We start from the raw sequence: 21,917 nt of genomic DNA, 5'->3' as shown, positions 1-21,917 counted from the left end.
TTGCTTATTTGTCATTAAAGTCAAATTAACAATAAGGCCCAACAAGGAACACCTAAATAAACTTACAGCTCAATTTCCAATTGTATCGGACAATGGTCTGAACCATAAATATCACTCAAAATCTCCACCGATTTAACCTTGTCCTGCAGCACACGACTAATAAGAAAATAATCGATCCGCCAACCTACATTACGCTCCCTAGCCTTAAAACGATAGCTCCAATAGGTATAAGCAACTTCGTCCGGGTGCAACATTCTATATACATCTACAAAACCGGAAACAAGAAAAGCATCCATTCCATCAATCTCTATTTGAGTATACCCTGCAGTTTTATTATAGTTTGCCTTATCGTTCTTCAAATCTATGGGCTGATGCGCCACATTAAAATCCCCACAAACCACAACAGGTTTCTTAGTTTCTAAATCTTTTAAATACTTTAAAAGATCCTTATCCCATTGCTGTCTATACTCCAATCTATCCAATTTTTGCCCAGAATTGGGAACGTATACATTCACCAGATAAAAGCCTTCATATTCCACACACTGTACCCTCCCTTCATCATCATGCACCCCGATTCCAATATCATTGGTTACCGTTATAGGCATAGATTTTAACAACAAAGCACTTCCAGAATATCCCTTCCTTTTAGCCGAATTGGATTTAAGAGTATAAGTCTTTAAATCTCCCAATGCCTTGACCACTTCATCATCCTGCGCCTTAGTTTCCTGCAAACACAATATATCAGGAGCCATATTCTCAACGGCTTCCTTAAACCCCTTTTGCAATATTGCCCTTATGCCATTGACATTCCAAGAAACAATTTTCATACGCCTTTTCAAATTAAACCATCAAACAAATCCTAAAGGAAAAACCTTGCTTTCAAAAAACCGATTTAGACTAAATTTATGTATCTAATAATTTTGAAGGAATCAATAAAAATGGAACTTTAAGATTGAACCCTATTTGGTTAACATTGGATTTGAAAAACAAATTTTCAAAAAACGAATGCTTATTATTGATCATAACCAGCAAATTGATTTTTGCCTTGACCTGAAATTTTGCTATAGCCTCCACAACAGTCAAGTCTCTCAAACTATGAAAAATATGAGCCATGTTTTTGAAGTAACCATCCAAGATTGCCTTGTTGCTTTCTTGCCAGTCGGACAAACCTATATCTGGGACTACATTTAAAATATTTATCCGAGAGCTATGAGCTGACAAAATATCACGAATAGGCTTTAATTGACTTTCCTTATATTGAATGGAATAATCGGTTGGAAATAGGACTTCATGAGGTGTTTCAAAAGAAAAATCTTCAGGAATAGCTAGCACTGGGCATTTTACATTTTTAAAGACATGCACTGTGTTGGAACCAAATAAAATACCTTTGGTTCCCGAAGCACCTTTGGTCCCCATTACGATATAGTCTATGGCCTTTTGCCTAGCAAATATGATAATTTCCTGAATCAAGGTATTAAAGATAGCCTGAGACTCAAAGGTGTGTTTGGAATTGGGAAACTCTTTATTTATACGTTCCATAAAATCATTCAACCCTTCTACGGCTTTTGCCCTAGCGGTATCTACCATACTTAAATTATCAGGAATCATCAAGGCATAATCCACTTGATAAATTGGAGGTGTATAGGTATGGAGTAAATAGAATTTACAAGTTTCATTCTCAAATAGCTGCAGGGCATATTTGATGGCATTCCAAGAATTCTCAGAAAAATCGGTGGGAAGGAGTATATTTTTCATGACATTTAAGTTTAATTCACACTTAATTTATGGCCCTTCACCTGCTATACTTTGGAACAAACCTTAACTAATTCTCAATAAAATCCAGGGATATCGATAATAAAACCGCTGTAACATTTTACAAATTTGATCACAAGATTTCACTACTAAAGTTACGCAACTTAAACACCTAAAACAATGACATTTATCAGCAGGGATTTGAACTCAAAGAGTTCCTAATTTTAAAAGAGAAGCTGACTAAACCAGGAAGTATTTAAAAAGCAAAAAGCCTGCAATTTCTTGCAGGCTTCTGATGTTTTAGTGGGGAGAGCAGGATTCGAACCTGCGAAGACATAGTCAGCAGATTTACAGTCTGCCCTCGTTGGCCGCTTGAGTATCTCCCCCAAAACCGAGCGCAAATATACTACAGTTTTTCATTTGCGCAAATAAAAAAGATAAAAGATTACAACATTTATGTTTCGAATTTATACCACAATATTTTTACTCTCAAACAATAAGAATTATTTAGTATATTGTAAGAAAAAACAATCAAAAAATACTATGAAGAAACCAGCCACACTACTACTTTCATTTTTTCTGTTAACATTTTTATGCTGTGAGAAAGATGATAGTCCAAACCCAACCGGTAATACAGAAAATCCAGTTTCAACTACCCCCACCACCCCACAACCTCATGACCCAGATGCATTTGCTTTGAATTTTGGAACTGAGATTTCAAGAACCTTTTTTGGAAACGTTATTGACTCCAACCATAATCCTATTGCAGATGCAACGATAACAATTGATGAAACCTCTGTACAAACAGATGAAAACGGAATTTTCATCATACAAAATGCCACTGTCCATGAACGCTTTGCCTATATCAAAGCGGAGAAATCCGGCTATATCAATGGCTCAAGATCTGTCGTACCGACCTCAGGAATTAACAATATTACCATAATGTTAATGAAAGCAACCACTGTTGGCACCACTTCCAGTGGAACTTCAGAAACTATTAGTTTATCTAATGGCGCTTCAGTTAGCCTGAATGGAGAGTATCTAAAGGAAGACGGCACCAACTATACAGGTGATGTCAATGTAGTAATGCATTCTTTAGATCCTAACCTAGAGGACTCTCAAAATCAAATGCCAGGGATGTTATATGCTGCCAATAACCAAAACCAAGCCAAAGCACTTCAAACTTATGGTATGCTTGCTGTAGAATTGAAAGGCTCAAATGGAGAAACTTTAAACTTGGCAGATGGGTCCACGGCAGAAATCAAGATTCCCATAGACGCCTCTCTCATAGATAATCTACCTAGCACCATACCTCTATCGTATTTTGATGAAGTTAATGGCTATTGGATTGAAGACGGTGTAGCCACCTTAATAGACAATTCCTATATAGGTACGGTATCTCATTTTACATTTTGGAACTATGGTTCCTTTGTAGATTTTGTAAGTCTATACATTACCTTAAGCAATGAAGAAGGCAGCCCAATATCTAACATGAGGGTAAAACTCAATACTACTAATTACTTTGGATACACAAGTGGCTATACTATTGGCTATACTAATAGCGATGGAGAAGTTTCGTGTATGGCGCCAGAGAATGAAACCTTGCAAATATCTGCCTATACAGCTGATCCTTTCAATGTATTGGGAATGCCCTGCGGAATACCATTAAGCAGTAATTCAATAGGGCCTTTTACCGAAGACACCTCTCTAAACATAACCGCAAACGTAGTTCCAACTTCAATCAATACCGAACATATTACCGGTACTTTTCATACTTGCGAAGGAACACCTATAACTAACGGCATTATTTCCTTTAATTATAATGACCAATTTTCCACCTATTATGTAACCGATGGTAATTTTGATTTTGATATTTTAAGATGTAATACTTCGAGCAATAACTTTATATTACAGGCCTATGACTTAGAAGGTTCTCAACAAACAGCGCCTTTCAACTATAGCTTTACAGCTCCCGAAACCAATATGGGCAGTTTAACTGCATGCTCTGATATTGAGGAACACCTCACCTATCAACAAGCTGGTTATCCAGAAATTAATCACATAGCTCCTTTTTTTGCAAAATTAATCGGTGAGGAATTAATAATTAAAACTCAGGTTCCCTACAACAATATAGCCTTAGCCAATTCCTTTCAAATAGAGATAAGTGATTTCACAGGCCCAGGCACATACACAAACCCCATGATATTTCTTGATGACGAAAATTTGAACTGGCTAGAATGGCCGCAAGAAGGAGTGACCGTGGAAGTTATTGAATTTGGTGACGTTGGACAATATATAGAAATAGAGTTTGAAGGTGAAACAGATGGAAACATCACAACTACAATTACAGGCTCAATTCACGTCATAAGAGATATGTAATAAAAAAAAACAAAGAGCCTGTTCAGATGAGCAGGCTCTTTGTTTTTACAACGTATAAATCAACCTAAAGGTAACATACCGTGGCTGAATATAATACTCACTAGCCCTGATACTGGTATCACTGGCACTACTCTCATTTTGAGATCTGGTATCCAGCAAGTTGGTTGCTTTTAATTCGTATTCCAACTTGGCATCTTGATTTTTTCTATAGGACAAGGATGCATTCCAAAACTTATAGTCGTTAATGGTGCCATCTTCATTACTGAAATTGGTATAGGAGAAATCGGTTCTAAACGTCACCGATTTCCATATATAAGCATCAAACTCTATGGACGGCACACTAGTATAAAACTTGGCTCTGGTATCGCCTTGATCGCTGTCCTGAATGGTATAGGCATAGCTAACTTCCACATTTGGTGCATTCCTAAAATTGGTACGCAACTCAGCTCTATAATTCTGGGTATAATTTTCATTCACCGAGGTTTGCGACTGAATGAATTGGGCAAATTTGGAATAGGTTAAACCTCCATTTACAGAAGCCTGCAATTTTCCAAAACGTCTTTGAAAACGCCCACTGGCCGAAGCCGTCTCATCTGCAAAGGATGAATTGAAAGGAGAACTGGTACGAATCACACTTTCAAAATTGGACAGGTTTCTTATTTGATCAATTCGCTTGCTGTAACTTACATTGGCAAACACATTGGTGTAATTAAACATATTGAAACTAAAGTAGGTCAGGTTTACGTTATGCGACACCGCATTGTCCAAGGCCTCATTCCCCGCAAAAATGGAATTATAGCTATTCAACACCAAGCCCTTGGCCAAATTGGTCACATCGGTAAACTGAGTTTGCATTCTATAATTCAAATTAATGCTCTCACTTTTTTTCAACTGAATACGCATGTTAAAATCTGGGAGCACACGGAAGAAGTTATCCTTATACGTATCCCCGTACTGTTCATTTTTTGTGCTATAGGCGTGGGCAGAAAACCCAGGCGACACCGTAAACATCCCACGTTTAAAGCGGTAATGCACGCCCAAATAAACATCACTGAAATTATAATCGGTATTGTTGGTATCCAAACCATCGTTAAAGGTTGGTGTAGGATTGAAAACTGAACCATCATCCAAAAACTGGAAAATCTCCGAATCAAATTTTTGATTGCTCAAAATGGTTCCTAAGGTAAAATTGATATCACTTCTCTGGCTCAACACATTCCAATAATCCAGCTTGGCATCCATTTGATTGGACTTTATACGCTTGTCCTGCGCAATATCATACACCAATTGATTGGCGTTCATCCCTAAGGCATTGGCTGTATTCTCATAATTTTCCTTATCCTCCAAAATTGCATTGTAAAACGGATCTTCATCTTGAAGTAAATGTTGAACTTCCAAAGCGAAAATATGTTTCTCTGTCAGGGTATAGTAATAGTTCAGATTTTGATTGATACTATAAGGACTGGTTTCCTCAAACTGATTGGTATTACCTATTACAGAAGAATTAAACAATTGGTCTTGCGACTCTTTAGACATGCGTCCAAGAACATCATAATCCAATTGGTTATTGACATTAGGTTGATATTTAGCGCTCAATTTCAACATTCCCAAATCGCTTCGCTGCAAGGTGTTACTTTGGGTAACCTCATCGGGGATTCCCAATTCTGGGTTTGTGTATTGCACAAAATTATTTTCTTGAAGTTCGGTCTTGGTATTTGAAAAAATAGCAAACCCACTTACATCCAATGATTTTTTGGGCGAATAGCTGAAGTTAGCCGCTCCAAACTTAGTGTTAATGGCTTTGGCACGATTGTTCTGCATGGCCAAAAACCCAAGATTGTTGTTGCCCAAATCTATATTGGTTCCACTTTGGCGACTGGGCATCCTAAATCCCCCACTGAAATTAAAATAATCGCGTCTTGTAAAAGCCACTTCCCCAATATTGTTCAAATCCCCAATAACATTGATACTATATTTGGGACTGTAATAAAACAATTTTGGCTGCAGCAAATACAAACCGTCATCATTGGCAACCCCGGAACCTCCAGTAATATCCCCAAACCAAAAGTTTTCTTTACCTTCCTTTAATTTAATATTTATGGCAATGTTATCCTGATTATCGGTTACGCCTTTTAACTGCCCTACTTCAGCATAATTTTTAAGTACCTGCACTTTATCCACGGCATTGGAAGGAATATTTTTAGTGGCCAATTTTGAGTCTCCATCAAAAAAATCCTTACCGTCCACCATTACCTTGGACACGGTTTTCCCTTCCACCTCAATTTCTCCATCATCCGTAACCTCTACTCCCGGCAACTTTTTAAGCACATCCCCTAGTTTCCTTTCCGTACCGTTTTTAAAGGAATCGGCATTGTAGATCAAGGTATCTCCTTTAACGGTCACAGGCATTTCATACACCAATTCCACCTCGTCAAGGGTATTGTCCATTTGCAACGAAAAGTCTTTGGACATATCGGCTTCCTGGGTAGTTAGCATTTCTTCATGCGTTTTCATCCCAATATAACTCACCTGAATTTTATACTTGGTATTGGCCTTCAAATTGAGTTTAAAACGTCCTTTATCATTGGTCGTTCCGAAGGATTCCAAAATATTGCTTTCTTGATTGATGGCAATAACATTGGCTAATTCTAAAGGAGTTCCAATACTATCCTTTACAACGCCTTCTACTTTAATTTGGGCAAAAGAATAGCTTGTCGCCAAAAGCAACATAACATATAAAAGTCTTTTCATTTTAGTGGTTTGGATTGTTTGATGTTATAGAAATTGCAATTAAAAACGTCGGCCTCCACCTCGTCGACCACCATACATTTCACGCATTTCCTCAATTTTCTTTTTCATGATGTCGTTGTACTCTTCCCTGGTAACCTCTTTCCCTTTTGTTGGTACTTTAATGGTTTCCTTTTCATCTGGGTTCAATACAATTTTAGAACATAAAATGGTTGTTCTATCGGCATTGACCTCCAAGATCAATCCCGGTAATCCCCAATATTCTCCGGGCCCTTGGTTGACTGGAATTTGTGGTGTATACCAAGCCGTAATGACAATTTCCTTTGGAACCTCAACCTCGTCCATCACATTTTTGGAAGTAGAATCCTTGGCCTTTTCCTTTTCTTGCGACTCATTGCGGTCTCTAGGTGGACGGGGTCTCATACTGCTAAAGTCCATTTCGTCTACTTTTTTAATGGCCGTAGCCTTAAAACAAGTATATTGACCAATTTGCTTAGTTTCATTTTCCATTTTCCACTCCAACTTTGGCAGGTCATCCTTAATTAAAAATTGCTTGCCAAAAAATTCCTGCTCCTGCAACAATTGTGCGTCTTTCACATTTTTATATTGTGCCCCTGCAGTAAAATTGCCCATCATTCCTCTCCAAGGACCGCCTCCCGCACCAGGTGTTTCCAGTTTTTCCTCTTCCTTATAAACGGACTCGGTTTTGTTAAACACCAGTATGAATGTTTTTTCAAACATTTGTTTCATACGTTCGGAAATCATCTTTTTTTGCTCCTCGGTAAGTTGCCTCCCTCTACCAAAATTGGCCACATCTATGGTGGTCTTGGATTCGTAAATGGCTTTGCCTTGAAATTCTTGTGCATTTGTCACACTCGCCATTACGAGCATGAACAAGAGGCATAATTTGGTTGAAATTGATTTCATAAGATAAGTTAGTTGATGTTAAATGATAAAATTATCCTTAAAACATCATATTAGACTTATGAAATCTTTAATAGTTAACCCTACAAATGTTAAAATTTTCTTAAATACTATCCGCCAATCTTAATTTCAATATTGTGGCCGTCACCACGTTCAGAACTGTAACGCTCCTCCATTTCCTTAAGTTTTTTCTCAACGATCTTGTCAAACTCCTCTTGGGTTACCTCCTTCCCCTTCTTAGGCTCGGAGATTTCAACCTTATCGGTCGGGTTTAAGACAATCTTACTACAAATAATGGTTTCGGAACCATCATTGACTTCAAGGATCAACCCCGGTAAACCAAAATAGTTGGCAGGCCCATTATTAACTGGAATTTGAGGCGTATACCAAGCGGTTACTGTTACCGTTTCCATTTCTGGTTCTCTATCCTTACTTAAATCCTTATCGCCATTTACACTAATTCTCCCAACCATCTTAGGTTGTTCCCTTGCAATAGTTGCTTTGTAACATGTATACTCCCCGATATTTTTGGTGTCTGACTGAAATTGCCATTCTTCTTTTTGGAGCTGGTCTTTTATCAAGAAAATCTTTCCGAACACATCATTTTGATTGGTATAGCGTTCTTCTTTTGTATTCTTATACAAAATATCAGACCCTCCAGTGTTAATTGCAATTACCTCAACAACAGCACCCGTTTGGGGTCCGCCCAACTTTTCCTCTTCTTTATACACAGACTCCTCTTTATTGAATGACAGAATGAACGTCCTTTCAAATTGCTTTTTAAGCATTTCCATCATTTTTTGGTGCATCTCAGAATTTACCTGAGTACTATCCAGCTGGATATCGATTTTACGTTTGGTTTTGTAAGTGGCAATACCCGTAAAATCCTGAGCATTGACAACCGTTGTGAATACCAGCAAAACGGCAAAAACTTTAATAACTGTTCTCATAAGTGGTTCTTTTATATTTTTAATTGTAATAGCCAAGAGCCATTTTTTTAATTGCTTTAATTTGATTGTAAAAAGCTTCCAAGTCATTGGAATTGCCATCGGCTTTCATGGCTAATGAAGATTTCTTTCCATTTTTCATCTGTTCGCCATAGCACACAATTTCGAATGACAACTCTCTGTCTGGCTCTGAATTTTTAAAAATTGTCAGGATTTCATCTAGGTTCAACTCTTCCAAATCTTGCAAAGATTCAGCATTAACACTAATAGAAATACTTTCAAATTTCACCTCTTCACTTTCTCCAATATCAGTTAGGCTTGGTGATTGTGCCAAGCACAAAACAGACATTAAACTTGTGACCAATACAATTAGTAATGTTTTCATAACTGTTCGTTTTTTGATTAATTGACATTACAAATATGGTTTATAATTTCCGCACCAACAGTTAACTAGTGTTAACTAGTGTTAACCGATTAGTTTTCCAGTGGCATAACATTTACATTTGAGATATGAACGATAAACGCTACAATTGGATTTTATATATTATTGTATTGGTAATCCTTTGCACCATTGGGATACAGGTCTATTGGAACTACAAGAACTACCTTTCCAACAAGCAGCAATTGATCAACGAGGTACAAATAAGTTTGGATAATGCCGTAGACGCCTATTATACCGAATTGGCAGAAAACACAACCATTGGTTTTGCGTTTAGCGGAGAAGGAAAAGACGCCTTTATGAAAGATGGCGGTGCTTTTGATAGCATCATCAAGCAAATCGATTTTTCGACCAAGCAACACAAAGGATTAGACTCTTTAGAATTGAAATCCATGGACGGCATTTCGATTTTTAAGGGCAAAGCTGCCGATTCGATGTTAAGTTCCTTAAATCTGCACAAGCCAAAAATGATCGATCATGTGGCGGAATCAGCCTTTAACAACGACGTAGATTCTTCAAAGCGAAAAACCTTCGAAATACTAACCTCCAAAGTGGTCATTTCATTATCCAGCGACAGCATCTCTCTGCCTAGAATAGATACTCTTTTCCAAAAAGAACTCCTTAGAAAGCGCATTGATATTGATTACAAACTCACAGAAAACATCAAGGACAATGATACCATAACGGTAAACCAACTCTCCTTTACGCCAAAAAACCAAAAGCTGAAAAAACTACCCGTTTTAAGTACAACATCGGAATCCTCATACTTACCAAGAGGAAACAACCTAACCGTATATTTTGCCAATGAAACGGCCGAAATATTGCAGCGAAGCCTTTCGGGAATCCTTATATCGACAGTCTTGGTATTGGCAGTCATCAGCTGTTTGTTTTATCTACTGAAAATCATCAAGCACCAAAAACAACTGTCTGAAGTAAAAAATGACCTGATCAGCAATATCACACATGAGTTCAAAACTCCCATAGCCACCATTAGTGCCGCCATTGAAGGCATTAAGAATTTCAATACCCAAAACGACCCTAAAAAAACGGAAACCTATCTAAACATTTCCAACCAGCAACTTTCCAAACTGAATACCATGGTTGAAAAGTTATTGGAAACCGCCACACTAGATAGCGAGAACCTACCATTAAACAAAGAAACCGGCAACATTACAGAGCTTTTACAAACCGTCATCAACAAACATAAACTACAGCTTGAAAACAAAACCCTAGTATTCCACCCTCCCCAGGAGCAAATACTGGCCAAGGTGGATGTGTTTCATTTTGAAAATGCGCTCAACAACATTTTAGACAACGCCATAAAATATGGAGGGCCTCAAATAGAGGTACTGTTAAACCAAGATCACAACACTTTCAACATAGAAATTTCCGATAGCGGAAAGACAATTACCGCTGCACATAAAGAGCAGATTTTCGAAAAGTTCTATCGCATCCCTAAAGGGAATACACATGACGTAAAAGGCTTCGGAATTGGCCTGTACTACACCAAAAAGATTATTGAAAAACATAGCGGATCTATTCAATTGGACCTGACAAAAGATTGGACGACTTTTAAAATTAACATGCCTAATGACTCCTAAAACCACCATACTCCTTGCAGAAGACGAAGCCGCCTTAGGGCAAATTATCAAGGAAAGCCTTGAAACCAGAGATTTTAACGTACTCCTCTGCGCTGACGGTGAAGCTGCCTTTAGCACCTATAAATCAGGACATCCTGATATTTTGGTTTTGGATGTGATGATGCCCAAAAAAGATGGCTTTACACTAGCCAAGGACATCAGAGCTATCGATGACAGTATTCCTATTATTTTTTTAACGGCCAAATCGCAAACCCAAGATGTCGTAGAAGGTTTTTCCATAGGCGGCAACGATTACTTGAAGAAACCTTTCAGTATGGAGGAACTGATTGTACGGATTCACAACTTACTTAACCGCTCTCAACTTCAAAAAGCTTCCAAAACCTTCCAACTAGGCAAATTCACGTTTGATTTCCCAAAACAGACTTTACAATTCCTTGATGGAGATTCCATTCAATTAACCCATAGGGAAGCCCATTTGCTATTCCACTTGATCCAAAACAAAAACAAGGTTTTGGACCGTTCTGTGATTTTGAACAAACTTTGGGGAAACGACGATTTTTTTAGTGCTAGAAGTATGGATGTCTTTATCACTAAACTCCGAAAAAAATTAAAGGAGGATCCTGACATTCAGATTTTAAACGTGAGAGGGTTTGGGTATAAATTGATTTACTGACAACATTTTCAATTTACTCGGCCTAACATTTTTTTTCATGATTCTAGTCATTTGATTAACTTTAATAAGTTGCCTATTTTTGCAGGAAATTTAGGAGCATTCCTAATTACCAAAAACTAAGGCTCTCATGGAAAGGCATATTTTATTGGCGGAAGACGATATCGACCTTGGCACTTCTCTAAAACAATATTTAGAATTCAACAAGTTTAAGGTAAGCTGGGCACAGAATGGAGAAGAAGCATTTGAGCTGTTTAAAAAACAAACCTTTGACATTTGTATTCTTGATGTCATGATGCCAAAAATGGATGGCTTCTCCTTAGCAAAAAAAATGGTGGGCAGCAATCCACATATACCTTTTCTATTTTTAACTGCTAGAAAAACCAAAAAGGACCGCTTTAAAGGTCTACGCTTAGGAGCAGACGATTATATTGTAAAGCCTTTTGAATTAGAAGAGCTTATTTTAAGGGTCAATAATATCATACGAAGAACGCTTCAACAACAAAAACTAACCGTAGAAACCCAAACTTCAGATCTTATACAAATTGGCAAATACACGCTCGATTTTAACAACCTCGAATTACATTTGGGAAATTCCACGCAAACCCTAACAGAAAAAGAAGCCCAACTTATTTATTTTTTCTCCAATTACCGTAACCAACTAATTCCAAGAGAAGACATCCTGACCAAAGTATGGAATAAAAAAGATTTTTTCTCTGGCCGAAGTATGGACGTGTTTATTAGCCGCGTCCGTAAGTTCTTTAAGGATGATGAGAATATTAGCGTAAGGAGAGTAAGAGGTGTAGGACTTGAGTTTCAAGTAAACGAAGATTGAGAATAAAAAAAGCAGCTATTGATTTAGCTGCTTTTTTTTCTTACCCACTCCTCCAAACTTTCAAATGCATTTTGTATTTTCATCTTCCATGAAGCACTCCTTATTTTTATTGCTTTTTTGCGGCATTTTTGCTATTGCCCAAAACTCCATTAAAGCCACTCTTGTAGACTCTAGACCCTTTAAGGCAGATTCCATCATTGCTATTGACAATTTTGAATCTCTCTACTACATATCAAACAATACTTTCCATAAGAAATACCAAGGAAAGGATATCAACTATGCCAATGTTCTATTGGGAAACCTTTCTTCTGCAAATACTTTCAATCCGTTAAAAATCAATTTATTTTACAAAGACTTCAATACAGTTATTATTTTGGACAACCGTTTGGCTGAAATTTTCAAAATCGATTTCAACACCAAACAGCCCTATAAAAATGTGTCGCATGTAAGCACTGGTTTTGATAACAATATCTGGATTTTCAACCAAGATTTATTTCAATTGGAACTTTACGATTATAAAACCAATACCACCAAAGCTGCTACCATGCCTATCCAATCTACAGTTTTGGATCTTAAAAGCAATTACAACTACTGTTGGCTACTTACCGAAGATTATTTTTACACCTACACTTACACGGGAAGTTTACTTTCCAAAGTCAAAAACGAAGGCTTCACCACCATGGGTATTGTAAATGAAACTCTTATATTGAAAAAAGGCAATCAACTTTACTTTTTGAAAAATGGGCAACTCCAATTCCACCCCATTGCCCTTCCCCAATTGTTAATAAAACAGTTTTTACTAACCAACCAAACCTTGTATATTTACGATAAGGAAACCCTCACTCAGTTCCATCTAAAAATCGATTAACATATGCACTTTGCAGTAGCAGGAAACATTGGCGCTGGAAAAACGACGCTTACAAAATTACTGGCCAAACACTTTCATTGGGAACCTCAACTTGAAGATGTTGTAGACAATCCTTATTTAGACGATTTTTACAACCAAATGGAACGTTGGAGCTTCAACCTGCAAGTTTACTTTTTGAATAGTCGATTTAGACAAGTATTGCAAATTAGGCAAAGTGGCAAGGACATCATTCAGGATAGAACCATCTATGAAGACGCCCATATTTTTGCGCCCAACCTACACGCTATGGGACTTATGACCAATAGGGATTACGAAAACTACCGTTCGCTTTTTGACCTTATGGAGTCTTTGGTTCAAGGACCTGATCTGCTTATTTATTTACGCAGTTCCATTCCTAATTTGGTGTCCCAAATACACAATAGAGGAAGGGATTACGAAAGCTCTATAAGCATTGATTATTTAAGCCGACTAAACGAACGCTACGAAGCTTGGATTCATGGTTATGACAAAGGCAACCTTTTAATTATAGATGTGGACCAATTGGATTTTGTGTCGAAACCTGAAGATTTAGGTGAGGTTATCAATAGAATTGACGCCCAAATAAACGGTCTTTTCTAAACAACTTACTTGATAAACCCATTGGCTCTGGCGTGAGCTATGGCTTGATCGCTGCTTTCTACCAAAAGTACTGGCGTGGTTTTGTAATTTTCAAATAAACCGCGAACCCTTAGCATTTTTTTGGTGTGCCTGACACTGCGAAGATAGATGGCCAAAATTCTATCCGGATACATTTGGGCTATTTCAATGTAGATATCTGCATCGAATTCTCCGCTGTCCCCAATCAGGATGAAACGCATCTTGGGATAGGTCTTCAAAATATTTAAAATCTCCTTTTGTTTTTGTGGTTTATCCCCTCTTTTTTTCTGCAGAATATTTTTAAAGCTCCTCAGCAGAATAGGCCCTTTCGGAAATTGATGTTGCCTTAAAAACAACTCTAAATATCTGTACATATTCCAAGGGCTATGGCTTACGTAAAAAATTGGATTGGCATTTCCTCCCGACTTTCCTCTATGCAATACATGATAAAATTCAGGTGCCCCCTTTAGAGGCAAACGGTGCTTGGCATTCTTAAAAATGGTATTGTAAATCACCCGCCATTTCAACACCGACACAACTCCAGTATGTAAAAGCGTGTCATCAATATCGGTAACAACCCCATAATCCACCTCCGTTGAAGGCACCAACAGCTCTCCCTTAAACCTATTATTGTTTTGGATTTTCCGCTTTGGATGCTCATCACTGTAGGATACTTCAAAGTTCACCCAACCTTCTTCATTGGCCAATGCCTGCAAATTCTCAAGAATGGTATCTACCAAAAAATAACCGTGGTCATCAGTTTGGGTTTCCACAATTCTTGAATCTGGCAAGGTTATTTTAAGGTTGGCATATTTAATTTCATCGCTTTCAAAACGCTTCCAAGAGTTCACCAATAGATGAAAAATATGTTGCTGATTAAGATCAATGGATTCGTCCTCCAAAGCCCTTCCCCTTACATACAAATGTGAATTGGTACCATAACTTTGAAAAACAACAATTTGAAGCGGGCCTTTTTTAAACATCGAATAAAATTACTTTAGAAATGCAACCAGTCGGGCCACAACCAGATAATAAGCAAGCCAATTACCAAGGCTATTCCAAATACAACAGCCACCCATTTGGCCAGTTGTCTAGTTCCCAACATCATTGCCATAATGCCTTTAAACACCAAATTGGAAAGTGCTGCCAACAAAATAAGTTTCCACCCCAAATGCACCGAAATATTATCAATTTTCATTAAATGGGAAATAGACAAAGTGATAGCATCTACATCGGTTAAGCCACTCACGATTGAGACCAAATATAAAGCTTCATTCCCAAATTTCTCTTCTGCAAATGCCACTGCCAATAAAATAAGTGCATACAACAAACCAAACAAAAGGGCACTTTTAAATTGGGCTGGATTTTCTGGTTCTGGCATTTCATCTCCAGTCTCATCCTTATTCACCCAATAAAACATGCCTGCACAAAGCAAAGCCAACACTAAAATTTCCGCCAATATCGGCAACAGAACATAATTGAGCTTTTTAGGAACTACCACCGTTATTTCTATAAGTACCCTAACCAAGGACACCATAGATGCAGTAGCAATGACAAATGCCGCCATTTTATCGACATCCTTGCTACTTTTGGTTTTCCGCGCATAACTTACCGTGGTGGCCGTACTACTTATTAAACCTCCCAAAATCCCATTGGCAATCAGCCCAACTCTTTTACCTGCAAACTTATAAATGAAATACCCAACCACACTTATCCCAACAATCAAGGTAATCATTAACCAAATATTTCTAGGGTTGAGCACTCCAAAAGGCCCAAATGTTTTATCTGGCAGCATTGGAAGAATCACCAAACTAATTCCTGCCAAAGTCATAATAGCAGAAAGATCCCTTTCACTTAAACGATCGATAAAATGATGCAATCTTTCTTTGACATATAGCAAAATGGCCATCAAAGTTCCCACAATAACACCTACCAATTGATCTCCCAATACCAAATAGGCTCCAATAGAAAACATCAACAAGGCAGCTACCTCTGTGGTCTGTCCAAAATCCTGAGATTTGACAGATTTGTATTTAACCATATTGGCCGTTACAAACATAGCAGCAATAGACAAGCCCAAGGCAGGTAAAATATATGGGCTATCATACAATTGGGTTAAAAAACCAGCCATCACTCCCAACACGGACAACAGCGTAAAGGTCCTTACCCCCGCCATTTTATTGTCACTTTTTTGCCGCTGCACACCTACAAGCAAGCCAAGTCCAAAAGCAACCCCCAAAGTGGTTAGTTGATCGTAATTCATAAACTAAAGATAGTAAATCGAATGTGGTTGGTAGGGAGTTTCCTCCTTCAAAAATAGTTAATACAAAAAACCATGCCTCTCAGCATGGTTTTCAAATTAACACTTAAAAGACTCAATAAAGTCTTACTCTTCTTTTTTAAGGTTTTCGATAGCCTGTTTTACTTCTTCCAAACTGCCTTCCAAAATCACCTCTTCTGTCACAGTTTTACCATCTTCGGTATAACTCTTGGTCACCACTGCTTTAGCATTTTCAATATCTGCAGATTGCATTTCAACCTTAATTTCTTTCTTTACTTCGTGTCTCATCACAGGATTGGCCAGAGCAGTCTCTGAAGAATGCCCTCCCAAAATCGGTGCAATTACCAGACCAACCAAACAAGTTAATTTAATTAAAATGTTCATGGACGGTCCAGATGTATCCTTAAAAGGATCTCCTACTGTATCCCCGGTTACGGCTGCCTTATGAGCATCACTTCCTTTATAAGTCATTTCGCCATCTATTTCCACTCCAGCTTCAAAGGACTTCTTGGCATTATCCCATGCTCCACCGGCATTATTCTGAAAAATCGCCCACATTACACCACTTACACAAACACCCGCCATATAGCCTCCCAAAGGCTCAGCTCCAAATAGAAAACCAACAATAATCGGGGTGATGATTGTAATCAAGCCAGGCAATATCATCTGGCGCAAGGCAGCTTGAGTAGAGATGTCCACGCACTTTGCATATTCAGGTTTTCCAGTTCCCTCCATAATTCCAGGTATCTCCTGAAATTGCCTTCTAACTTCCTTTACCATTTCCATGGCAGCCTTCCCAACAGATTCCATTGCCAATGCCGAAAAAATTACAGGAATCATACCTCCCACAAACAACATGGCCAACACATCTGCCTTAAAAATATTGATTCCTTGAATCCCTGTAAAGGTTACATAAGCCGCAAACAAAGCCAATGCCGTCAATGCTGCCGAAGCAATGGCAAAACCCTTTCCTATCGCCGCTGTTGTATTTCCTACTGAGTCCAAAATATCTGTGCGTCCTCTTACTTCTGGATCCAATTCACTCATCTCGGCCACACCTCCAGCATTGTCGGCAATAGGTCCGAAAGCATCAATGGCCAACTGCATGGCCGTGGTTGCCATCATGGCAGAAGCTGCAATAGCCACACCATAAAATCCAGCCAATTCATAAGACCCAAAAATAGCTACAGCAAACAACAACACAGAAAAAAAAGTAGATTTCATTCCCACAGCGAGCCCGGCAATAATATTGGTAGCCGACCCTGTGGAACTGTTTTGCACAATCCCTCTTACGGGGTTTTTCCCTAGAGCCGTATAATGTTCGGTAACCGTTGCAATCAAAGCGCCTACACATAAGCCAATCAAGGTCGCCCAGAACACATGCATGGAAGACACCGTTTTATAACCTTCTCCAAAAAAACTCATGGTCAAGGTATCCGGCAACATATATTTTATTAAAACAAAACTAGAAACCAAGGTTAAAAGAATTGCCGCCCAGTTACCGTAATCCAATGCTTTTTGAACCTCTCGTTCCTTGACATCATTACTTGAAATTTTCACCAAAAAGGTTCCGAGAATTGAAGCCAAAATACCAACACCTGCAATTACAATTGGCAACAGAATTGGCCCCATATTATTGAAGGCATCTGTATATGGTCCATCGATGGACATATCCTTAATCACATAATTCCCTAACACCATTGCTGCCAAAACCGTAGCCACATAACTCCCAAACAAATCGGCTCCCATACCAGCTACGTCCCCCACATTATCACCAACATTATCCGCTATGGTTGCAGGGTTTCGTGGATCGTCCTCTGGAATTCCGGCTTCAACTTTTCCCACCAAATCTGCACCAACATCGGCAGCTTTAGTATAGATTCCTCCACCAACACGAGCAAACAGAGCTATGGACTCAGCCCCTAAGGAAAATCCAGCCAAGGCCTCTAAAGCCATGGTCATTTCTTCATAAAAGGATCCCTCTCCGGTAATAAACATTTTAACAAAGAAGAAGAACAATAAACTTAAGCCCAATACAGCCAAACCTGCCACACCAAGTCCCATTACAGTTCCCCCGCCAAAAGAGACCTTTAAAGCCTGTGGCAAACTGGTCTTTGCTGCTTCAGCAGTTCTAGCATTTGCTTCGGTAGCTATACGCATACCTATATTTCCAGCCAGAGCAGAAAAAATGGCTCCCAAAACGAAAGCCACAATAATAATCCAATGGGTTGTTGGAACGAAATATGAAATGGCAAAAAGTGCCACTGAAGCAATCACAACGAAAATGGCCAATAACCTATATTCGGCATTTAGAAAAGCAAGGGCTCCTTCCTTGATTGAAGTCGATATCTCCTGCATTCTTTCACTACCGGGAGCTTGCCTTTTTACCCACGCCATTTTAACGAACATAAAAAGCAATCCTAGTATTGCCATTGCGATTGGCACAAAAATCATATTTGATTCCATATCCTAATGTTTTTAGTTACAAAATTTTACGTTAAATGTAGGAAAAACAAAGAATATAAAAAACCCCTTAATTTTTTTAAGGGGTTTTTGAGAATTTTTTATTTTTTAAGGAAACTTAAATGGTAAAACTTCCTTTTTTGAAGTGTTCACTTTCTTGATAACGCTCCACACATTTACTGAAAATTCCATAGGCTTCTTGGGCATCTCCCCAACCTCCTACGTCAACTTTCTTTTCTTCCAAATCTTTATACACTTGGAAAAAGTGCTCGATTTCTTCCAATCTGTGAGGGTTCAAATCACTAATGTCACTTAATTTGTTCCAAATAGGATCTGATACTGGTACACAGATCAATTTTTCATCCGGTCCCTTTTCATCTGTCATATGGAATACTCCAATAGGCTTAACTTCCATCACACACATTGGGAAAGTTGGCTGATGCCCCATTACCAAAACATCTAGTGGATCCCCATCCAAAGCCAAAGTTTCAGGAATAAACCCGTAATCACCAGGATACATCATTGATGAAAACAACATTCGATCGAAACGGATTTTCTTAAGATCGAAATCATATTCATATTTGTTACGACTCCCGTTAGGGATCTCAATTAACACATCAAAGGTTAAATCATCTTTCGTACTCATTCAATATTTATTTTTCTATCTCCAATAAAAGAGATACAATGATTAGTTTTTTCGAAATTTAAAGGCGCAAAGATACGGAAGTCTTTATGCTTAGACAACTAAAACCATATGACTTTTCTTTAAGGAACTGTAAATAAACAAGGCATATTGAGAAAAAAGGGACGCGATAACTTCTAAAATTGAAAGTTAAAGCCTCCTGTAACACCAAAATCCCTAGCCGACGGAATTGCAAGATAATTTCCTCTGAAATTAAAGTCCAAGCGGAAGACTTTAAAAATATTCCCTACACCAAAACTATATTCATAATACGGTTCATCCGTAGGCGAAATATATTCAAGTCCCGAAGCATTCAAATCCCTATTTTCTTGGGATATCTTACCCCAAGCAGCCCTAAAGCCAATGATAGACCTAAGATTCAATTTTTTAACAAGCGGTATTCTTGAAAACAAGCGTCCATTGAAATTATGCTCCAAATGCAACGATGTATAAGTATCGGTCACGAACTCGTAGTAATCCAATAGGGTGAAGGTGTTATAAATTGAAAAATAGGACTGGTTACCCGGAATCACACTGAGCAATCCCAAAGGTACGGGTCCAAAGGTTTTCCCTGCTTCCAATACTGACGTCAAGCGTCCAAAACCTCCTAACTGCCATGGCTGAATATAGGAAAACTGTAATTTGGTATATTCAAAATCACTACTAAAAACCACCTTATCCCCTCTACTTATTTGCGCAAAAAAACTGGCATAGTCATCATTGGCACTGGAACGTTCCACCCCAAAACCTGTCATTTTCCGGCCAGGAAAATAGGATAATGAAAGTGTTGTTTGATATTGGTGTACTTCAGATGCAATTCCCGTAGGGGATTCGTCATCATAATAATCTAGACTAAAGGTTTCAGAGGCTGACCGCAAAGTCCTATAATCGCCAATAATGCGCAGCACCAAGTTTTTAACGGGCTCAATTTCTACCGCCAAAGTGGTCAGGTTGATATTGGTAAGCTTGTCATTCACACTTGTATTAAATACTGCCGAAGAAGCAAAACTACGACCTAAAACATCGGTAGAATTGGTAAGGCTAGCCCCTATTTGTTCTACATCCCTTCGGTTTCCACCTGAAATAATGACCCGCTTCCTTTTATCCAACAACCATTTTCCGGAAATTCCATATTTAAATTTGTTGTCCTTAAATCCGTACGCCGTAAACCCTTCAACACGCCACAAATCGTTGTAACCAAAATAAGTGCGCCCTCCAGCACGAAGCCTAAAGCCTTCTACATCGTTGTATCCAAAAGTTGAAAAAATAGGTCCGTAATCAAAGTGTAACGCAGGAAATTCTTTGTAACCCGAAGCAAACATGCTCACTGTATTGTAGACTCGTTGGAACTTTTTAACCGTTTTTAGGGTATCCAACATTTTATAGACCCCCTGCTCATCCTTATTTAGACTTTCCAATCGGTTTTGTGCCCAAAACTCTTCGTCCCGGTTATAGATTTCCTGATTGAAATCGAACACTTCTTCCAAATAGAATTTTGGATCTTTGGGCTCATCAAACTTATAGTTGTTGTAAAGGGTTGTTCGTTTTCCATATACCCCTTTTGCCTTTTCCTTTTTTTGAAAGGCAAAATCAGACATGAAATAATCCCTCTTGATTAAAAATACCGAATCATTGAGCACCTCAAACTCCTGTTCAATATAAATTTCCTTTACCCAGTTGATGTTGGCACTTTTAGAAGCTTGCATGTTGATTTCCTTAATGGCAAACGTGGTATCGGCCACCCAAAAATCTCCTTTAAAGGTCAACTCATTTTTACGTCTTGGGTAATAAATTATATTGTAGCACCATTTATTATCGATAAAGGCACTATCTGAAAGGACATAATTATAAGTATTGATTCCTGTCTTTGATAAGGGACTCACAAAGCTCTTGTCAAAAAACTTTAAATAGTTATCATAAACATCATAATCAGCATAAAGGTCGTCCACAAAATCTATCAGCGCTTGGTTATCGCTAAACCCAGAATTTTTATTCCCCTTTAACTCTTCTTTTTCTTTCTTGATAACATTATCTCCATAGACTCTACTAGCAGCTTCATTAATGAATATTGGCAGATAGGTTTTCCCCGTGACCTTGGAAGTATCCACTTGCTCAAAAACAAACTCCATGCCCTTGAACAGGTTTTTATCCATAAAAGCACTGTCTATAGTATTAATGTCAAACTCAACCTTTTCATATTTATCGTACTCGTACTGTTTAAACATACGAAGTCCGTTGGATCGCTTATTAGCCCATATTTTCTTTAAGATACCAATGGCAGGATTCTCAGATTCCTTTTTGGATTGCTTACCAGTGATAATTACCACCTCATCCAAAGAGGCAGCTTCTTCCTTAAGTACCAGGTTTAAATTATAGTTGACACGCTTGGGCAAGTTGAGTTCCAGGGTTTCATACCCTAGAAAAGAGACTGTTATTGTATCCCAATTACTATCGGATTCCAGATAGAAACGGCCCTCTTCGTTGGAGATGGTTCCTTCTGTAGATCCTTTAAAAATTACATTGGCATAAGCCACGGGTTGGTTGTTTTCATCTATTACATATCCACTTACTTTGGTTTGTGAAAATCCAAATAAAAGTCCGAAGAAAAAGAATAGAGAAAATAGTTTTATGTTCATAAGCAAAAAAACTTCATCAGCACAAATATGCCAATGAAGTTTATATAACGCAAAAA

Annotated in this window: 17 protein-coding genes and 1 tRNA gene; 6 read left to right on the top strand and 12 right to left on the bottom strand. The window is 38.2% G+C overall.

Translation table 11 applies throughout. The annotated features are described in order from the left end of the window. Window positions 1–62 precede the first annotated feature (62 nt). The 3 genes from ZA05_RS12385 to ZA05_RS12375 form a co-directional block, all read right to left on the bottom strand. A complete protein-coding gene (locus ZA05_RS12385; protein WP_053992004.1) occupies window positions 63–827 on the bottom strand; it encodes an exodeoxyribonuclease III in 765 nt (254 codons plus the stop codon). A 76-nt stretch (window positions 828–903) separates the two neighbouring features. After that, window positions 904–1,755 (bottom strand): universal stress protein, encoded by an 852-nt coding sequence (locus ZA05_RS12380; protein WP_053992003.1) that lies wholly within the window; start codon window positions 1,753–1,755, stop codon window positions 904–906. Between the two features lie 301 nt (window positions 1,756–2,056). After that, a tRNA-Tyr gene (locus ZA05_RS12375) sits at window positions 2,057–2,138 on the bottom strand. Between the two features lie 157 nt (window positions 2,139–2,295). Between ZA05_RS12375 and ZA05_RS12370 the strand changes: the two genes are divergently transcribed. Then, entirely contained in the window at window positions 2,296–4,131 is a 1,836-nt protein-coding gene (locus ZA05_RS12370) for a hypothetical protein (RefSeq protein ID WP_053992002.1), read from the top strand. 45 nt (window positions 4,132–4,176) lie between these two features. On the opposite strand, the gene ZA05_RS12365 is transcribed toward ZA05_RS12370, so the two are convergent. From ZA05_RS12365 to ZA05_RS12350, 4 genes are all read right to left on the bottom strand, one after another. Further along, entirely contained in the window at window positions 4,177–6,882 is a 2,706-nt protein-coding gene (locus ZA05_RS12365; protein WP_053992001.1) for a carboxypeptidase regulatory-like domain-containing protein, read from the bottom strand. Between the two features lie 39 nt (window positions 6,883–6,921). After that, entirely contained in the window at window positions 6,922–7,806 is an 885-nt protein-coding gene (locus tag ZA05_RS12360; protein WP_053992000.1) for a GLPGLI family protein, read from the bottom strand. A gap of 107 nt (window positions 7,807–7,913) precedes the next feature. Further along, a complete protein-coding gene (locus tag ZA05_RS12355; RefSeq protein ID WP_053992109.1) occupies window positions 7,914–8,753 on the bottom strand; it encodes a GLPGLI family protein in 840 nt (279 codons plus the stop codon). Between the two features lie 19 nt (window positions 8,754–8,772). After that, window positions 8,773–9,135 carry a hypothetical protein gene (locus tag ZA05_RS12350; RefSeq protein ID WP_053991999.1) on the bottom strand — a complete coding sequence of 121 codons (363 nt, stop codon included), beginning with the start codon at window positions 9,133–9,135 and terminating at the stop codon, window positions 8,773–8,775. Between the two features lie 125 nt (window positions 9,136–9,260). Here ZA05_RS12350 and ZA05_RS12345 point away from each other — a divergent pair, with 125 nt between their 5' ends. The 5 genes from ZA05_RS12345 (at window position 9,261) to ZA05_RS12325 (ending at window position 13,781) form a co-directional block, all read left to right on the top strand. Further along, a complete protein-coding gene (locus ZA05_RS12345) occupies window positions 9,261–10,790 on the top strand; it encodes a sensor histidine kinase KdpD (RefSeq protein ID WP_053991998.1) in 1,530 nt (509 codons plus the stop codon). After that, entirely contained in the window at window positions 10,780–11,463 is a 684-nt protein-coding gene (locus ZA05_RS12340) for a response regulator transcription factor (protein ID WP_053991997.1), read from the top strand. Before ZA05_RS12345 ends, ZA05_RS12340 begins: the two co-directional genes overlap by 11 nt. 127 nt (window positions 11,464–11,590) lie before the next feature. Further along, the gene (locus ZA05_RS12335; RefSeq protein ID WP_053991996.1) at window positions 11,591–12,295 is read left to right on the top strand and encodes a response regulator transcription factor; all 705 of its coding nucleotides are present in this window, start codon (window positions 11,591–11,593) and stop codon (window positions 12,293–12,295) included. 64 nt (window positions 12,296–12,359) lie between these two features. After that, window positions 12,360–13,163 carry a hypothetical protein gene (locus tag ZA05_RS12330; protein ID WP_231632493.1) on the top strand — a complete coding sequence of 268 codons (804 nt, stop codon included), beginning with the start codon at window positions 12,360–12,362 and terminating at the stop codon, window positions 13,161–13,163. A gap of 3 nt (window positions 13,164–13,166) precedes the next feature. After that, window positions 13,167–13,781 carry a deoxynucleoside kinase gene (locus tag ZA05_RS12325; RefSeq protein WP_053978518.1) on the top strand — a complete coding sequence of 205 codons (615 nt, stop codon included), beginning with the start codon at window positions 13,167–13,169 and terminating at the stop codon, window positions 13,779–13,781. Between the two features lie 5 nt (window positions 13,782–13,786). On the opposite strand, the gene ZA05_RS12320 is transcribed toward ZA05_RS12325, so the two are convergent. From ZA05_RS12320 to ZA05_RS12300, 5 genes are all read right to left on the bottom strand, one after another. Beyond that, complete coding sequence (locus ZA05_RS12320; protein WP_053991994.1) at window positions 13,787–14,782, bottom strand: App1 family protein; 996 nt, start codon at window positions 14,780–14,782, stop codon at window positions 13,787–13,789. Window positions 14,783–14,796: 14 nt separating this feature from the next. Further along, window positions 14,797–16,062, bottom strand: coding sequence for an MgtC/SapB family protein (locus ZA05_RS12315; RefSeq protein ID WP_053991993.1), 1,266 nt, complete (start codon window positions 16,060–16,062; stop codon window positions 14,797–14,799). A 123-nt stretch (window positions 16,063–16,185) separates the two neighbouring features. Then, a complete protein-coding gene (locus tag ZA05_RS12310) occupies window positions 16,186–18,546 on the bottom strand; it encodes a sodium-translocating pyrophosphatase (RefSeq protein ID WP_053991992.1) in 2,361 nt (786 codons plus the stop codon). 115 nt (window positions 18,547–18,661) lie between these two features. Next, complete coding sequence (locus tag ZA05_RS12305) at window positions 18,662–19,189, bottom strand: inorganic diphosphatase (RefSeq protein WP_053991991.1); 528 nt, start codon at window positions 19,187–19,189, stop codon at window positions 18,662–18,664. 173 nt (window positions 19,190–19,362) lie between these two features. Next, window positions 19,363–21,861, bottom strand: a complete 2,499-nt coding sequence (locus ZA05_RS12300) for a DUF5686 and carboxypeptidase-like regulatory domain-containing protein (protein ID WP_053991990.1) — start codon at window positions 21,859–21,861, stop codon at window positions 19,363–19,365. Between the last annotated feature and the right edge of the window lie 56 nt (window positions 21,862–21,917).

Origin of the sequence: Mangrovimonas sp. TPBH4 (assembly GCF_001280505.1) — a bacterium.
Lineage (GTDB): Bacteria > Bacteroidota > Bacteroidia > Flavobacteriales > Flavobacteriaceae > Mangrovimonas_A.
The sequence above is the reverse complement of the archived record's forward strand: the minus strand, read 5'-3'. Positions and strand labels throughout refer to the sequence as shown.

Coding starts and splice junctions, on each gene's coding strand:
- ZA05_RS12385 (WP_053992004.1), bottom strand. CDS start 827: ATGAAAATTGTTTCTTGGAATGTCAATGGCATAAGGGCAATATTGCAA.
- ZA05_RS12380 (WP_053992003.1), bottom strand. CDS start 1,755: ATGAAAAATATACTCCTTCCCACCGATTTTTCTGAGAATTCTTGGAAT.
- ZA05_RS12370 (WP_053992002.1), top strand. CDS start 2,296: ATGAAGAAACCAGCCACACTACTACTTTCATTTTTTCTGTTAACATTT.
- ZA05_RS12365 (WP_053992001.1), bottom strand. CDS start 6,882: ATGAAAAGACTTTTATATGTTATGTTGCTTTTGGCGACAAGCTATTCT.
- ZA05_RS12360 (WP_053992000.1), bottom strand. CDS start 7,806: ATGAAATCAATTTCAACCAAATTATGCCTCTTGTTCATGCTCGTAATG.
- ZA05_RS12355 (WP_053992109.1), bottom strand. CDS start 8,753: ATGAGAACAGTTATTAAAGTTTTTGCCGTTTTGCTGGTATTCACAACG.
- ZA05_RS12350 (WP_053991999.1), bottom strand. CDS start 9,135: ATGAAAACATTACTAATTGTATTGGTCACAAGTTTAATGTCTGTTTTG.
- ZA05_RS12345 (WP_053991998.1), top strand. CDS start 9,261: ATGAACGATAAACGCTACAATTGGATTTTATATATTATTGTATTGGTA.
- ZA05_RS12340 (WP_053991997.1), top strand. CDS start 10,780: ATGACTCCTAAAACCACCATACTCCTTGCAGAAGACGAAGCCGCCTTA.
- ZA05_RS12335 (WP_053991996.1), top strand. CDS start 11,591: ATGGAAAGGCATATTTTATTGGCGGAAGACGATATCGACCTTGGCACT.
- ZA05_RS12330 (WP_231632493.1), top strand. CDS start 12,360: ATGCATTTTGTATTTTCATCTTCCATGAAGCACTCCTTATTTTTATTG.
- ZA05_RS12325 (WP_053978518.1), top strand. CDS start 13,167: ATGCACTTTGCAGTAGCAGGAAACATTGGCGCTGGAAAAACGACGCTT.
- ZA05_RS12320 (WP_053991994.1), bottom strand. CDS start 14,782: ATGTTTAAAAAAGGCCCGCTTCAAATTGTTGTTTTTCAAAGTTATGGT.
- ZA05_RS12315 (WP_053991993.1), bottom strand. CDS start 16,062: ATGAATTACGATCAACTAACCACTTTGGGGGTTGCTTTTGGACTTGGC.
- ZA05_RS12310 (WP_053991992.1), bottom strand. CDS start 18,546: ATGGAATCAAATATGATTTTTGTGCCAATCGCAATGGCAATACTAGGA.
- ZA05_RS12305 (WP_053991991.1), bottom strand. CDS start 19,189: ATGAGTACGAAAGATGATTTAACCTTTGATGTGTTAATTGAGATCCCT.
- ZA05_RS12300 (WP_053991990.1), bottom strand. CDS start 21,861: ATGAACATAAAACTATTTTCTCTATTCTTTTTCTTCGGACTTTTATTT.